The organism is Rania fehmarnensis, assembly GCF_056494185.1.
In genome coordinates this window covers 9,056,604-9,071,739 of the sequence record NZ_CM151398.1, presented here as the reverse complement: position 1 = coordinate 9,071,739, position 15,136 = coordinate 9,056,604, and the positions used below count along the sequence as shown (strand labels likewise).

Genomic DNA, 15,136 nt, shown 5'->3' with positions numbered 1-15,136 from the left:
AACCCTTTGTAGACTGCATGCCGACTTGCCGGGTGCTGAGACGTAGAGCAGCTGTCCCCAGCTGCTCCGCACCCGCTAACCAATTTTCCACCGACCATTAACCCTTTGTAGACCGCATGCCGACTTGCCGGGTGCTGAGACGTAGAGCAGCTGTCCCCAGCTGCTCCGCACCCGCTAACCAATTTTCCACCGACCATTAACCCTTTGTAGACTGCATGCCGACTTGCCGGGTGCTGAGACGTAGAGCAGCTGTCCCCAGCTGCTCCGAACCCGCTAACCAATTTTCCACCGACCATTAACCCTTTGTAGACTGCATGCCGACTTGCCGGGTGCTGAGCGGCTGGGGACAGCCGCTCTACAACCAGCGGCTGGGGGCTGCTCTACAACCAGCGGCTGAGGACAGCCGCTCTGCAGCAAAGCCAGCAGCGAGACCTTGGCTTATCCTGCCCTAGCAGCCATAATTAGGGAGCTCCCCTAACCCGCCGTCCTACCTGGAGAAACGTGTCTCTTATGCATTCGTATGCACGCCTCAGCATCTTCGGCATCCTGGCCATCGTGCTGCTACGGTTTGGCGTTGGCTACCATTTTTATATGGAAGGCGCCAGCAAAGTACGTAGCGGTAGCTTCGAATCCGAAGGTTTTCTCAAAAGCGCCGAAGGTCCACTGGCCGGTAGCTTCCATAACATGATTTGGGACTACGAAGGCAAAGTGCGTTTGAACCGCGAAGGTCTGAAGTCGCTGTTCGATAACGCCGCCGAACAATGCAAGAACCATTTCGGCCTGACCGAAGCGCAAACCAAACCACTGGTGAAACTGCGCGATACTTACAAAGAGAAGATTGATGAAGTCTTCGCCGAAGGTGCCGAAGACATTGAGAAGTACTGGGTCAATGCCAAACGTCTCGAGGCCCTCGAAGGCGAACAGGTTTGGAACGAAGTGGCCAGCCTGAACGGCCAGGTTCGCAAAGTCTCCAAAGATTCGCGCACGGCCGTCAGTGATACTTTGACATCGGTCGATGGCATTTGGCGACAATACGAACGCCGCTTGAACAGTATGCCCAGTCAAGAACAATTCAAAGCGGCAGGACCGTTTCGCTTTAAACGGCCCGGGGAAGGCATGCTGACAACCAGCGTCGTCGATCGGATCATTCCCATCTTCGATATGTCGATCGGTATTCTACTGATGATTGGCCTGCTGACTCCCATTGCATCGCTGCTAGGCGCCCTGTTTCTGCTCAGCGTCGTGCTCTCGCAAATGCCCGGCTATCCCGGCACCGCTCCTACTTACTTCCAAGCCGTAGAATGTTTGTCGCTCCTGGTCCTGATGGCCACCGATGCTGGTCGTTATGCCGGCCTCGACTTCATTCCCTGGACTTGGTGGAATCGCAAATCCAAAAAAGTCGCCATTCAACCCGCATAAATGTGGCATAGGCTTCCAGCCTGTGTCCAACCGCATAAGTGTGGCATAGGCTTCCAGCCTGTGTCCAAATTGAAAATCACCAACAAATCACCAAAGCATAACTGACTCACCACCGAACTAACTGATTCAATCGCAGGAATAAACCCATGATCCCACTGAGCAACGATCAACGCGAAATCGGCAAAGAGAATTATTACGAAGCTATTGGCGTTACGCGTCGCGATTTTCTCAAAGGCATCGCAGCGACCGGCGTAGTCTCCGGGGCCGGCCTGGGAGCCGCCTATTATGGCTACGGCAAAGTTACCGACCCAGTTCGCGTCGGCGTGATTGGCGTGGGTGACGAAGGCAACGTGTTGCTGGGTGGTTGCACGCCTGAATATGTGACCGTGAAAGCCATCGCCGATATTCGTCCCAGCAGCATTCATCGCGCGTTCCATGGCGACTGGGCCAGTCCAGCTGCGCTGGCCGCACGACCCGGCTTGATCAAGCGAGCTGGCTACTCCAGCGAAGCTGAAGCCCGCGCCAATGTCAAAGTCTATGACTCGACCAACGGCGGCATGCAAGCTCTGCTGGATGATCCTGAAATCGAAGCAGTCATCATCGCCCTGCCCCTGTTCCTGCACGCTCCTATCGCCATCCAAGCCATGAAGCGCGGCAAGCATGTGTTGACCGAAAAACTGATGGCACACAACGTCGCGCAGTGCAAAGCCATGGCTCGCTTTGCCAAAGAAGCCAAACCTGAGAAAGGGGAATTTCTGCACCTGGCCACCGGTCACCAGCGGCACTACAGCGTGCTGTATGACAATGCTGTGCACTTGATTCGCAATGGTCTGCTCGGTCAATTGCATCACATTCGCGCTCAGTGGCATCGCGGCAATTTGCCGGGCAACGATAGCTGGGCCATGCCGATTCCTGGTACCAAAGAAGTGGTGGTCAGCAAAGGCAAGAAGCGCGAAATCAATCGCATCGAAGAGAAATTGAACTCCTTCAAACGCGAATTGGATCAATCCAACGATCCCGCCAAACAAGATGAACTGGCCAAACAAATTCGCCAGTGGGAAAGTTGGATGGAGGATTCGAAGGTCGATGCCGAGGCTCATGGCTACATCACTCAGGCGCTGACTTTCAATGGCGAGAACTATGTGCGCACTGCCTTGGAAGAACTTTGTCGTTGGCGATTGTGGGATCGAACCGGCGGCGGTCTGATGGCCGAACTGGGGTCGCACCAACTGGACGCCTCGACGATCTTCTGCTCGGCCCTCCGCGAAGACGGTACCAAGGCTCATCCCTTGACCGTGCATGCCGTAGGTGGTCGTCACATCTTCCCGTTCGATCGCGATGCTCAAGACCATGTGTATTGCATGTACGAATTTCCTGGCCCTGAGTATTCAGCCAAGTTCGATGTGGGATACACCAAACCCAATCCCGACAAACCGATCCCAGGTTATTCGCAGGATCCCAACAAGAAGATCGTCGTGACCTACTCGTCGATCAACGGTAACGGCTTCGGCGGTTACGGCGAAGTCGTCATGGGCACCAAGGGAGCGATCGTACTGGATCGCGAAATGGAATTGATGCTGTACAAAGATGCCGATGTGGCATCGAAGATTAGTGTCAAAGGCGACAAGGACAAAGGTTACAGCCTGGATACTCAAGCCAGCGGCAGCTACGCTGCTTCCAACACGGCCAAGACCGCCTCCGAAGGACCAGTCTCGCGCGGGTACACCGAAGAGATCGAACACTGGGCCTGGTGCATTCGCAATCAAGCTGCCGAAAACAAGCCTCGCTGCTACCCAGAAGTAGCCATGGCCGATGCCGTGATTGCTCTGACCACCAACGTCGCCATGGCTCAAGCGGCCAAGGGCGAATCGGGTTACGTCAAGTTCGAAGAGAGTTGGTACGACCGCGATAGCGACGACACGCCAGACGGCAGCGATGTCAAAGAAGAACTGAAACGCTGCTTGGATTGGAAGATCGTTTAATAGCCTCCCATCCTAACTCGCTGCGCACGCCCGAGATGAACCTAGAGTTACCATCACCACCATGAGCGATTGGCCAGAAGAAGGTACCAAAGCCCCCGCGTTCACACTTGTGGCTGATAACGGCCAGAATGTGAAGTTGAGCGATTACAAAGGCAAGTACGTCGTCTTGTACTTTTATCCGCGCGATGACACGCCGGGTTGCACGCGCCAGGCTTGCGCTTTTCGCGATGCGTCCAGTCAACTGACCGACGCCGGAGCGGTTGTGTTAGGTGTCAGCACCGACGACCAAACTTCGCATGAGAAATTTCGCGACAAGTACACACTCAACTTTCCACTTTTGTGTGATGTCGATCACGCCGTGGCGGAAAAGTATGGTGCGTGGCGCGAGAAGAACATGTACGGCAAAAAGTCGATGGGCATCCAACGCTCGACTTTCTTGATCGGTCCCGATGGCAAGATCGTCAAGGTCTGGAAGAAAGTAAGCGTCGACGGACACGATGCAGCGGTGCTAGAAGCATTGACGCAATAGTTAGTCTCCTTTCGCTCCGCGAAAGGCCAGTGTCTCCAAACTCTCTTTCGCGGAGCGAAAGGAGACTTACTGGGCCAGCACGTTGCGAATGGTGGCGGCGACTTGTTCGTTGCGTTCTTTGTTCAGCAACAATCGCAGTTCGCGGCGGACGTCGTTATCGGCTAGCGGTTTCAGCAGGCCAACAGCGTGTAGGCGTACCTGATCTTGTCCGTCGGTAGCCATCCACAACAGCCACGGTCGAGGATCGCAGTCGTCCAGTCCGACCAGTTCGGTCAGCAGGCTACTGCGCTGCTGGGCAGAACCTGAGGCCAACTGAATGGCCATCGTTAGATCGCGCTCACGCATACCCTTTTTACGCAACGTCAGCGCCGCTGCCTGGCTGATACGTGGCTGCAGGCTGGACAGCAATCGCACCAATTGATCGATTTGCAATTCATCCATACCGCTGATCGTCAGCGCTTCTTGATCAGCCAATTCGGCAGCCGACGGTTGGCTCTGACTGGTCAAGGGAACGATTTTTGGTGAGGTTACACGCGTGCGACTGGACGCATCGACCGCCAGTTTGGCTTCAGGATGGTTCCCACCGTCGAACTCAAGCTCGCCATCAGTCATCGAGTCGACAGAGACCGATGTTGGCCCCGACGTCAACTGCATGGACGTTTTGCCATTGGTAGGTTGAGGATTGGAATCACTGATGCTCATGCGCGGCATGCTAGAGGTGGACGAATAGTCAGATGTTGCATCCTCGTCGGGTTCTGCATCGCTGAGCGAACCAGTGGCTGGCAAGTTAGCTGGTAAGTTGGCTGGTGCAGTGGCTTGATTGGTTGGATTCAGTGGCGGTAGTGGTGGTGGGACTGGACTAGTGTCCTGTTGGTCGCGAGCCAGTTCGGGACCGGGCCCAGGTGATTCCAACCTGGCCAGGCGGGCGCCGACAGCGGCGGGATCGCTCTTGGCAATGACGCGTCGACAAGCGTCCAACAACTTCGCCGCCCCAGGCTCTCGATTGCTGAGTGCGTCAGCGTAAATGCGCGATGCTAATCCACTTATCAGAATGCGATGATCTTGATCGACGTCGGCGGGGATGAGTTCTAACTGTGTGGCCACCTGTTGCATGCGTAGCAGTCGATCGTCGGCATCGAGTTTCGACCAGGCTTCCAGTTGACCGCTCAGAGCTCGAAAGGCGGCGTTGGCCACCATAAACTCAGGATGTCCCAGTCCCTGCGAGACTTCGACCGTGGCGTTGGCATCCAGTCGCAGCAGTGCATCGATGGATTCCAGAGCCACTTGCTCCGATTGTGCACTGCTCAAGCGTTCCGCCAAAACGCGGCGCAGATAAGATCGACCACCCAGCCAACCACCCAGCCCAATCGCCAATCCCATCAACAGCCACAACAACGGCCCACCGGGAAAGATCGAGCTGAACGACTTGAATTTCGAAGGCTGAGCCTCGGCTTTTTTGTTCGATCGGTCCGTCTTATCAGCTCGGTTGGCTTGGCTTACTACCTGGGCAGGCTCCGAGCGGTGACCTGCAGCGGCGTTAGTATTCCGCTGGTCATGCAAGCCATTGAGCTTAATTTTGCCAGTAGGCTTAGCCATCCGATAGCACCTTCGACGTGTAAGTGGTGCTTATCGCAAATTACGCAATTTGAAGCAACATCAGATCTGTCATGTGAATCGCGAAGCGATTCTGCTCTCCGCCGGGCTTGCCCCGGCGGGAGCACGACTGACAGCTAGAGGCAAAAAGACAATTCCCCTATTTTTCGCCCAGCGTGATGCGGCGAGCGTTGGATGGCCCAATGCGTTCGATCGGACCGAGCCGCAATCGAAGTTGCTAAGAACGAAGTGTAGCGCGTAGTGCGCGGGATAACGGTAGCTTCCCCGTCGCGTTACCGTCCGAACAAGCAAACTGCAATTTGTCTCGATGCGCAGGCGGAGCCTGCAAGGCAGTGGGTTACCAGGCGGAGCCTGGTAACCAGGTCTATCCGCCGCTGAAGATCCAGCCTTTGCGTTTGAAGTACCACATGAACCCAAAGGCGGTAGCCAGCATGGCAGCCAGTGCCATGGGATAGCCGAATCGCCAGTTGAGTTCGGGCATGTTCCAAGGCGACTGGGTGTTGAAGTTCATGCCGTAGATGCCCGCGATAAAGCCCAACGGCATGAAGATCGTGGCGATGATCGTGAGCACTTTCATGATTTCGTTCATGCGGTTGCTGACGCTGGACATGTAGAAATCACGTACGTCGGCGGTTAGTTCGCGATAGGTATCGACCAGGTCGATGACTTGGATAATGTGATCGTAACAGTCCCGGAAGAACACGCGAGTTTCAGCGGTAATCAACGGCACATCCTCGCGTGTCAGTTCGTTGATCATCTCGCGATGTGGTCGAATCGCGCGGCGCAAAGCCAGCAGTTCCGCGCGCAGATCGTGCACGCGATGCATTTGCGACGGATGTACTTGGGCCGTAACTTCCATATCCAGAGCATCCAAGCGATCGCTGAGTGTATCGACGATGGGAAAGTAACTGTCGACAATTGAATCCATTAAGGCGTAAGTCAGGTAATCGATCGTCGAACTGCGAATGCGGCCGCGCGAATGACGGATGCGTTCACGCACTGCGTTCCAGCAGTCACCGGGTCGCTCTTGAAATGTAATCAAGACGCCGGGCCTTAAGAAGAAACTAATCTGTTCGGTGTGCACGTCATCTTCGGGATTGCACATGCGGGCCACGATGAACAAGTGATCGTTGTACTTCTCCAGTTTGGCTCGCTGGTGGACATTTACCACGTCTTCCATCGCTAGCGGATGCAACTGGAACAGCTGGCCCAGGTCTTGAATGGTTTGCGTGGTCCCCAGACCCGAGACATCGATCCAAATCGTGGGCCAATGTTGCAACAGCGGCTTTAATTGTTCGATCGATTGGATATCGGTTTCGTGGATCGCCGACGCGCTGTAAGCGATGACGCGAATTTGCGTCGCTTGTGCGTTGGGATCTGCGACAATGGTGCCGGGTGGGGTGCCGGGTTTGGCTCGTCGACGCTGGTTGAGCGACTGGCGATGACGGCGATGGGGTCGAACTTTCATGGCAGCTTTCGTCGCGCTTGCTTTTGTGGTTAGAATTCTGCGAATGTCTTTTCGATAGCAGTCGCTTGCCTGGAACAATCCCGGTGAGCGGCTGGTCATGCTACCCACCTGGAGTCACTAGAGTGCGACCGATCGTACAAATTTCGCTGGATGTTACAACATTAGAGGAAGCAATTGAAACAGCGGAATTGGCACGCCGCGCGGGTGTCGACTGGTTGGAGGCTGGCACCCCACTGATTCTGGCGCAAGGGCTGAACGCCGTGAGAACGCTGCGGGAGCGATTTCCCGGCGTGCCCATCGTGGCCGATCTAAAGACCATGGACGGTGGCTACTTGGAGGCCGAAATGATGGCCAAGGCCGGGGCCACCCACGTGGTCGTCATGGCCCGAGCCCATGAAGAAACGATCAAAGTTGTGGTCAAAGCCGGTAAAGATTATGGCATCGGCGTCATGGGCGATAACCTCGGTTGCCCCGATATGGTGGCCGGTGCAAAATTCCTGGAAGACTTGGGATGCAGTCACGTCATTCACCACATCGGCTACGATGAACGCCGCGGCATCGCCGCTCGCGGCGAAAAGGCACCCACACCGCTGGACCAACTCCGCGAAGTAGTCGATGCCGTTCGCATTCCCGTGCAAGCTGTGGGTGGTCTGTCGATCGATCAAGCCATTCAGACGCCAGCTTACGGCGCTCCGCTGGTCGTCATCGGGGCACCCCTGGCCATCGATCCCGATCGTTTCCAGCAAGCCGGTGGCGACCTGGAAGCTGTCCTCCGCCGCATCTGCGATGAAGTTCATAACTACGGTGACGTTAAAGTAAAAAACGAATAGATCCCCTGCGTCAACTTCTGCGCATCAAGCACGACTGAGAAATCATGAAACACTTAATCGCTTGCTGGCTGATCATTAACTTGGTCCACCACACCGCGGCGCAAGAGGCCACGCCGACCGACCTGGTTGGTCGGTGGCGCGATGATGTGATCGTTACGCCCGTCAATCAATTGCTAACTCCCTGGGGCAAGCACATCGATCTGCCGGGCATGCGACCGCAAGCGCTGGCCCTGTCGCCCGATGGACGCACCTTGGTAGTGGCTGGTAAGACCAGCGACTTGGTGGTGCTCGATCCAGTGACGGGCGCGACTAAGAGCAAAGTTGATTTGCCCGATGAAGGTTTGAATGAACCGCCGACCGATGTGGTCTCGCCCAATATTCTCAAACCCGACAAGAAAGGCCAGGTCAGTTACACCGGGCTGATCTTTTCGTCGGACTCGCAACACATCTATATGAGCAACGTCAACGGCTCGATCAAAGTGTTCAGCGTCACTGAGTCAGGTGAAGTCAAACCTTCGCACACGTTGCCGCTACCCAACGCCGATGCTCCACGACGAAAAGCGGAAATTCCCAGTGGTCTGGCTTTGTCACCGGACAACAGTCAACTCTATGTTTGCGGCAACTTGTCCAATCGCTTGCTTGAGATCGATGCCAGCAGTGGCAAACTGCTGAGATCATTTGACGTTGGCGTAGCACCCTACGATGTGCGATTGGTCGGAAATGTGGCCATCGTCAGCAACTGGGGCGGTCGTCGCCCAGGTGCCAACGATCGCGTCGGTCCAGCCGGTCGTGGGACTACTGTTCGCGTGGATCAGCGCGATATCGCCAGCGAAGGTTCAGTTTCGTTTGTCGATTTAAATGGTGGAAAAGTTATTGGCGAAGTTGTCACAGGTCTGCATGCTTCGGCCCTGGCCGTTTCGCCCAACAACCAGTTTGTGGTGTGCGCCAATGCCGGCAGCGATCACTTGAGCATTATCAACATTGCCAATCAGCAAATCGTGGATACGATCTGGATGAAGTCTACGCCGGCCGAACTATTTGGTGCTTCGCCGAACGCTTTGGTGTTTGATCCCGCTGGTGAACGCCTGTACGTGGCCAACGGAACGCAGAACGCCATCGCCGTTGCAGAATTTGAGCCCGAAGAGAAAGGCGATTCCAAGCTTTTGGGACTAATACCCGTAGGTTGGTTCCCGGGCGCACTGGTATTTGATTCCCATCGCCAACAACTCATTGTGGCCAACATCAAGGGCTTGCCCCTCAAGCCGAAAAAGCAAGGCGACGGCAAAGAGGGATTCAACTCGCATCACTACACCGGCTCGCTCTCGCTTTGCCCGCTGCCCGAAAACGAGGAGCAGTTGGCGATGTTATCGGAACGCGTGGCCAAGAACTTGCGGCGACCAGCGATTGCGGCCGCCGCCGCCCAGCCGCGCGGCGATGTGCCGCCACGTGCGATTCCTCAGCGCATTGGCGAACCCAGCCTGATCAAACATGTCGTCTACATCATTAAAGAGAACCGCACCTACGATCAGGTCTTCGGCGCTCTGCCTCAAGGCCGCGGACATGCGGACTTGTGCATCTTTGGTGCAGAAGTTACTCCCAACCAACATAAATTGGTCAAGGAGTTTGTGCTGCTGGATAACACTTATTGCACTGGCATCTTGAGCGCGGACGGTCATCAATGGAGTACCACTGCCTTCAGCACCGACTACATGGAAAAGAGTTTTGCCAGTTTCCCTCGCAGCTATCCCGATGGTATGGGCGAAGACGAAGCCGACGCGCTGGCCTATTCGCCGGCCGGCTTTATCTGGGACAACGTCTTGGCGCACAAGAAGAGCCTGCGCAATTATGGCGAATTCATGATGCCCAAAGTTCGTTATCGCGACGCCAGCCGCACAGGTACGCCCGATTATCTGTCGTGTTACCGCACGTGGAAGGGCGAAAGCGACGAAGTGATTTTTGAATGTGAACCGGCGGTGGAAACTTTGCGACCGTTCTCACCGTCGACTTATGTTGGTTGGGAGATGTCGGTGCCCGACCAGTATCGGGCTGACTTTATCATCAAAGAACTAAAAGAGTTCGAAGCCAAAGGTGAGTATCCCAACCTGGTCATCATTTGCTTGCCTAACGACCATGGCAGTGGCACGAAACCCAAGTGCCCGACGCCGGCCAGCTGCATGGCCGATAACGACTTGGCCTTCGGCCGGATCGTCGAAGCCCTCAGCCATTCGAAGTTTTGGAAAGATATGGCGATCTTTGCGATCGAAGATGACCCACAAGCCGGCTGGGATCACATTAGCGGTTATCGCACTACGGCTTACTGTATCAGTCCCTACACTAAGCGCGGTCAAACCATTAGCACTCAGTACAATACGACCAGTCTCATCCGGACGATGGAGCAGATTCTAGGCTTGCCGCCCATGAATCAGTTCGACGCCAGCGCTACGCCGATGTTCGATTGTTTTACGGACACCGCTAACCTGACTCCGTTCGATTCGGTACCCAACCTGGTACCACTGGATCAAATGAATCCAGATCCTCAAGCGATCGTCGATCCAATCTTGCGCGAAGATGCACTCGTGTCGTCGACCTTGAACTTTGTCGAAGTAGACAAAGCCCCCGAAGATACTCTCAATAGAATCTTATGGCGTGCCGTTAAAGGCTCCGCCGTCCCTTATCCCGAATGGGCAGTCACGCAAGTCGAAGACAACGACTAATCACGTAGCGGAAGCCGTCAAGGCTTTCGTTTGCTAAGCCTGTAGCGGAAGCCGTCAAGGCTTTCGTTGCCTGCCAGTTCAATCCCGAAACTCTTGACGAGTTCCGCTACCCCGAGACTCTTGACGAGTTCCGCTACCCCGAAACACATCTATGAAAATCTCTCGCATCTCAGCTTATCGCGTTGAACTTCCCCTGGTCGAAACTACTTACAAGTGGAGTGGTGGCAAATCGGTGACCGTGTTTGACAGTACCATCGTGCGCGTCGATACCGATACCGGCTTGTCGGGCTACGGCGAAGTTTGTCCGCTAGGTCCGTTTTATTTGCCTGCTTATGCGGCCGGGGTTCGCGCTGGCTTGCAGGAACTGGGACCACACTTAATCGGTCATGATCCGCGGCAGCTAACGAAACTGAATATGCTGATGGATGCGGCGCTCAAAGGGCATCCGTACGTCAAGAGCGGGATCGACATTGCCTGCTGGGATATTCTGGGCCAGGCTTGCGGCATGAGCGTCTGCGAACTGATGGGCGGTCGCTATGGTGACGATGTGCATTTGTATCGCGCGATTTCACAGGAAGAGCCTGATGAGATGGCCGCTCGTGTGGCTGGTTACCGAGCTGAAGGTTATCGTCGCTTTCAATTAAAGGTCGGCGGCGATCCCGATGTCGATATCGCGCGTATCCGCGCCGTGGCCGACAAACTACACATGGGTGATCGATTGGTGGCGGACGCCAACACGGGCTGGGTACAGCACGAAGCCGTGCGTGTCTCCAAGGCTGTGCGCGATATCGATGTGTATATTGAACAGCCGTGTCTGACCTACGAAGAGTGTCTGGCGGTGCGGCGTCAGATTACCCAGCCTTTCGTGTTGGACGAGAACATTGATGACCTGGGTGTGCTGTTGCGAGCCAAAGCCGACTTGGCGATGGACGTGGTTAATTTGAAGATCAGCAAGCTGGGCGGGCTAACCAAAACGCGTCAAGCGCGCGATTTGTGCGTGGCTTGTGGTATCGGTATGACGCTGGAAGATAGTTGGGGCGGTGACATCGCCACCGCAGCCATTGCCCACCTGGCGCAGAGTACTCCCACGCCTTACTTGTTTACAACCACAGACTTTAATAGCTATGTAACGGTCAGCACGGCAGTCGGCGCACCCCAGCGCACACATGGCCGCATGTCTGCCTCGCATGCGCCCGGCCTGGGCATCCAACCCCGCATGGATGTCCTGGGCAAAACAGTGATCGAAGTAATCTAAACCGCCCACTTTAAACTTCAAACTTCAAACTCCCCCATGCTTCCATCGCTGGCTGACATTCGTGCTGCTCACGTTCGCATTCAGCCCTATATTCATCGTACGCCCACGCTGACCAGTCATACGCTGGATGAGATGACTGGGGCTGAGTTGGTTTTCAAGTGCGAGAATTTTCAAAAGATCGGTGCCTTCAAAGCGCGTGGAGCGCACAATGCGGTGTTATCACTGACGCCGGCAGAGCTTAGTCGGGGAGTGGTAACGCATTCTTCGGGCAATCATGCCGCGGCGCTGGCGCTGGCCGCGCGCAATTCGGGCACCACGGCTTACGTGGTCATGCCCAGCAATGCGCCTCAACCCAAGGTGGAGTCGGTGCGCCGGTTGGGCGGCCAGATCACTTTTTGCCAGCCAACGCCCGAGGCCCGCGAAGAGACGGCCGCGCAGGTGCAAGCCGCCACGGGTGCCGTGCTCGTGCATCCCTTTGATGATTGGCAAGTGATCGCCGGTCAGGGTACCGCTGCCTTGGAGTTGATCGAGGATCATCCCGGACTGGATGCCATACTCGCACCCGTGGGTGGTGGCGGCTTGTTGTCGGGTACGGCTATCGTGGGTCAGGCTCACAACGTGATCGTTTATGGTGCTGAGCCAGCCGGGGCCGATGATGCCCAGCGATCATTCCGCACGGGCCAGTTGCAAGCGGTGGGTGTCGCCAACACGATCGCCGATGGACTGCGAACTTCGGTGGGCCCTAAACCCTTTTCGGTCATTCAACATCATGTAGCCGATATTGCCACCGTCAGCGACCCAGAGATCGTCGCGGCCATGCAACTGGTTTGGCAGATACTGAAAATTATTATTGAACCGTCCTGCGCGGTACCACTGGCGGTCATGCTCCAAGAGCGATTACCGCTCAGGGGCAAGCGCGTGGGGATCATATTCAGTGGTGGCAACGTAGATCTAAACGCCTTGCCCTGGCTCTAGGCGTGGGCTGATTCGCACCCATGTGTCAACGCGTTGTAGTCGTATTCGTGATCGTGTTGGCCCAGTCGTACCCAGATGTTGCCGGTGGCAAGGGCCGACTCTCTGCTTCATAGAGTTTGACCATTTCTTCGACGATCTGGCAGAGTTCAGCAAAGACCAGTTTTTCATCGTCCCCATGGCATCCACCGTAAAAAAGGCCAGGGCAACTGCCGACAAAGCACTGATCGTCGTCGGACCACTCAACTATCTTTACGTATTTATTAGCAGCGCTCATGACTTGGATTCCTCGATTGCTTTGCTTACCGCACGCTCCTGATACCTTTTCGCATCGTCGCCAGCTTTCCCGGAAATCGTAACCGGTTTGGGAACGTTTGGATGGACAAAGTTTCGGTGGCTACCTTTTCCTCCGCGATCCTCGAAGCCTGCTGCTTCCAAATCAGCAATGAGTTCACGGATCTTCCTTGGCACATCAGCGTCCTTTCAATCAGTTGCGATCTACACATTTTATTCGCCACGCGATTCCGATTCTAGCCATCCGGGCAATCATTCCGGTGCCAGCATTTTTTCAGCTACATTACGGTTTCCCAATCGCGATTTTATTCCCGCGCTGTCATTCCCGACCCCTAGCTGCGGAACGACACTGGCCAGCCCTGCACAAAGTTCGGAGTTCTATTCCCATGACACACCGGCCAACTGACCTGCTGCGCACGTTGATCACTGTGTTGTTGCTCGGCTGGTCTTCACTTGCGCAGGCACAGCCACCGGATTTAATTATTACCGGTGGCCGACTGGTCAACTCGTCGACACCCAGCGCTACGGCGTTGGCGGTGCGTGGTGACCGCATTGTAGCGGTGGGTTCCGACCAGGAAGTCCAAGCCTTGGCGACATCCAACACGCGACGCATCGATGCCCAGGGAGCTTCCGTTACGCCGGGGCTGCACGATGCGCATGTGCATTTCCTGTCTGGATCGCTATCGCTGGCTCAAGTCAACTTGTCCGACTGTCAGTCCATCGCTGACATCGAAGCGACCATCCAGAAATACATGGCTCAGAATCCATCCAAGCCAGTAATTGTGGGGCGAGGGTGGCTGTATGGTACGTTCCCAAGTGGCTTGCCTGACAAAGCCATCTTGGATCGACTGATTCCCGATGCTCCAGCCATCATGCGGTGTTATGACGGGCATACTGTGTGGGTCAATTCTAAAGCACTGGCAGCGGCGGGTATCACGCGCGATACGCCCGATCCACCCGCTGGGATCATTGTGCGCGATGCCCAAGGTGAAGCGACGGGAGTGCTGAAAGAAGCGGCACAATCCTTGATCGATAAAGTAATTCCTGAGCCGACGCGTGACGAGAAGCTTGCGGCTCTCCGGCAAGGCATCGCGCTGGCTCATGCGCTAGGCGTAACCAGCGTGTGTGAAGCTGGAGTGGGCCTGGCCGAGCTAGAGCTATTCGAAAGCTTGCGAGCCGGTGGCGAGCTGAATCTGCGGATGGCGATTGCGCTCGAAGGGCGACCCGATATGTTGGACACGGACATCGACCGCCTGGATCAACTGCGGGCGAGATTTCCGCAGCTCGATATTCGCGCAGTGAAGCTGTATGTCGACGGTGTCATCGAATCGCATACGGCGGCCTTGCTACAGCCTTATGCCAATCGACCTACGCAGGGACTACCAGAAACTACGCCCGCCCAACTCAATGAAGTCGTGCGAGAGCTTGATAAACGTGGCTGGCAAATCATGGTGCATGCGATCGGCGATGGCGGTATTCGCATGACGCTCGACGCCTTGGAGCTGGCTGCTAAGACGAATCCAGTTCCGCAAGGTGGCAGGCGGCACCGCTTGGAGCACATCGAATCGATCTCCAGTGAAGACATCGGCCGTTTTGGCAAGCTGGGCATTATCGCATCCATGCAACCCTACCATGCCAATCCCAACAGCAACATCTTCAATGTCTGGGCGGCCAACTTAGGAGAAGATCGCGCCAGTCGGGCATGGGTATGGAAGAGCATCAGTGATGCGGGAGGTCAGCTGGCCTTCGGCAGCGACTGGCCCGTAGTGGATCTTGATCCGCGTTTGGGCATGCACACGGCGCTTACACGCCAAACGCTGGACGGCCAACCGCCCGGCGGCTTCGTTCCCGCGCAGCGTTTGCCACTACCACAAGTCCTGCAAGCCTACACCAGTGGAGCGGCCTATGCTCAGTTCGCCGAGCAACAGCACGGCAGTCTGATGGCCGGCATGCTGGCCGACATTGCCGTCTGGGATCGAGACTTGTTCGACCCGGATCTGGCACTGGAAAACCTGCATCAAGCCAAGGTAGTGCGCACGATCTACGGCGGCGAATAAAT

General features: G+C 55.8%; 12 protein-coding genes. 8 read left to right on the top strand and 4 right to left on the bottom strand.

Going from position 1 to position 15,136, the window contains the following annotated elements; genetic code table 11:
* Positions 1-510: 510 nt before the first annotated feature.
* The 3 genes from SH573x_RS30610 to bcp all read left to right on the top strand — a co-directional run bounded on the left by SH573x_RS30610 (position 511) and on the right by bcp (position 3,930).
* The gene (locus SH573x_RS30610) at positions 511-1,419 is read left to right on the top strand and encodes a DoxX family protein (protein ID WP_479352040.1); all 909 of its coding nucleotides are present in this window, start codon (positions 511-513) and stop codon (positions 1,417-1,419) included.
* Positions 1,420-1,565: 146 nt separating this feature from the next.
* A complete protein-coding gene (locus tag SH573x_RS30605) occupies positions 1,566-3,401 on the top strand; it encodes a Gfo/Idh/MocA family protein (protein WP_479352039.1) in 1,836 nt (611 codons plus the stop codon).
* Between the two features lie 61 nt (positions 3,402-3,462).
* On the top strand, positions 3,463-3,930 hold the full coding sequence (gene bcp / locus SH573x_RS30600) for a thioredoxin-dependent thiol peroxidase (RefSeq protein ID WP_479352038.1): 468 nt from the start codon (positions 3,463-3,465) through the stop codon (positions 3,928-3,930).
* A gap of 66 nt (positions 3,931-3,996) precedes the next feature.
* Here bcp and SH573x_RS30595 read toward each other — a convergent pair whose 3' ends face one another.
* A complete protein-coding gene (locus tag SH573x_RS30595; RefSeq protein ID WP_479352037.1) occupies positions 3,997-5,526 on the bottom strand; it encodes a hypothetical protein in 1,530 nt (509 codons plus the stop codon).
* A 382-nt stretch (positions 5,527-5,908) separates the two neighbouring features.
* Positions 5,909-7,012 (bottom strand): magnesium/cobalt transporter CorA, encoded by a 1,104-nt coding sequence (corA, locus tag SH573x_RS30590; RefSeq protein ID WP_479352036.1) that lies wholly within the window; start codon positions 7,010-7,012, stop codon positions 5,909-5,911.
* 122 nt (positions 7,013-7,134) lie between these two features.
* Here corA and SH573x_RS30585 point away from each other — a divergent pair, with 122 nt between their 5' ends.
* The 4 genes from SH573x_RS30585 to SH573x_RS30570 all read left to right on the top strand — a co-directional run bounded on the left by SH573x_RS30585 (position 7,135) and on the right by SH573x_RS30570 (position 12,786).
* Complete coding sequence (locus SH573x_RS30585) at positions 7,135-7,842, top strand: orotidine 5'-phosphate decarboxylase / HUMPS family protein (RefSeq protein WP_479352035.1); 708 nt, start codon at positions 7,135-7,137, stop codon at positions 7,840-7,842.
* 44 nt (positions 7,843-7,886) lie between these two features.
* Positions 7,887-10,556: a bifunctional YncE family protein/alkaline phosphatase family protein gene (locus SH573x_RS30580; RefSeq protein WP_479352034.1), complete on the top strand. Its 2,670-nt coding sequence runs from the start codon at positions 7,887-7,889 to the stop codon at positions 10,554-10,556.
* A 151-nt stretch (positions 10,557-10,707) separates the two neighbouring features.
* The gene (locus SH573x_RS30575) at positions 10,708-11,811 is read left to right on the top strand and encodes a cis-3-hydroxy-L-proline dehydratase (protein ID WP_479352033.1); all 1,104 of its coding nucleotides are present in this window, start codon (positions 10,708-10,710) and stop codon (positions 11,809-11,811) included.
* A gap of 36 nt (positions 11,812-11,847) precedes the next feature.
* The gene (locus SH573x_RS30570; RefSeq protein WP_479352032.1) at positions 11,848-12,786 is read left to right on the top strand and encodes a pyridoxal-phosphate dependent enzyme; all 939 of its coding nucleotides are present in this window, start codon (positions 11,848-11,850) and stop codon (positions 12,784-12,786) included.
* A gap of 25 nt (positions 12,787-12,811) precedes the next feature.
* Here SH573x_RS30570 and SH573x_RS30565 read toward each other — a convergent pair whose 3' ends face one another.
* Both SH573x_RS30565 and SH573x_RS30560 read right to left on the bottom strand, forming a co-directional pair.
* Complete coding sequence (locus SH573x_RS30565; protein ID WP_479352031.1) at positions 12,812-13,060, bottom strand: hypothetical protein; 249 nt, start codon at positions 13,058-13,060, stop codon at positions 12,812-12,814.
* Positions 13,057-13,254, bottom strand: a complete 198-nt coding sequence (locus SH573x_RS30560) for a type II toxin-antitoxin system HicA family toxin (RefSeq protein ID WP_479352030.1) — start codon at positions 13,252-13,254, stop codon at positions 13,057-13,059. The genes SH573x_RS30565 and SH573x_RS30560 overlap by 4 nt, the downstream gene beginning before the upstream one ends.
* Positions 13,255-13,463: 209 nt before the next feature.
* On the opposite strand from SH573x_RS30560, the gene SH573x_RS30555 reads away from it, so the two are divergent.
* Positions 13,464-15,134, top strand: coding sequence for an amidohydrolase (locus SH573x_RS30555; RefSeq protein WP_479352029.1), 1,671 nt, complete (start codon positions 13,464-13,466; stop codon positions 15,132-15,134).
* Positions 15,135-15,136: the final 2 nt, after the last annotated feature.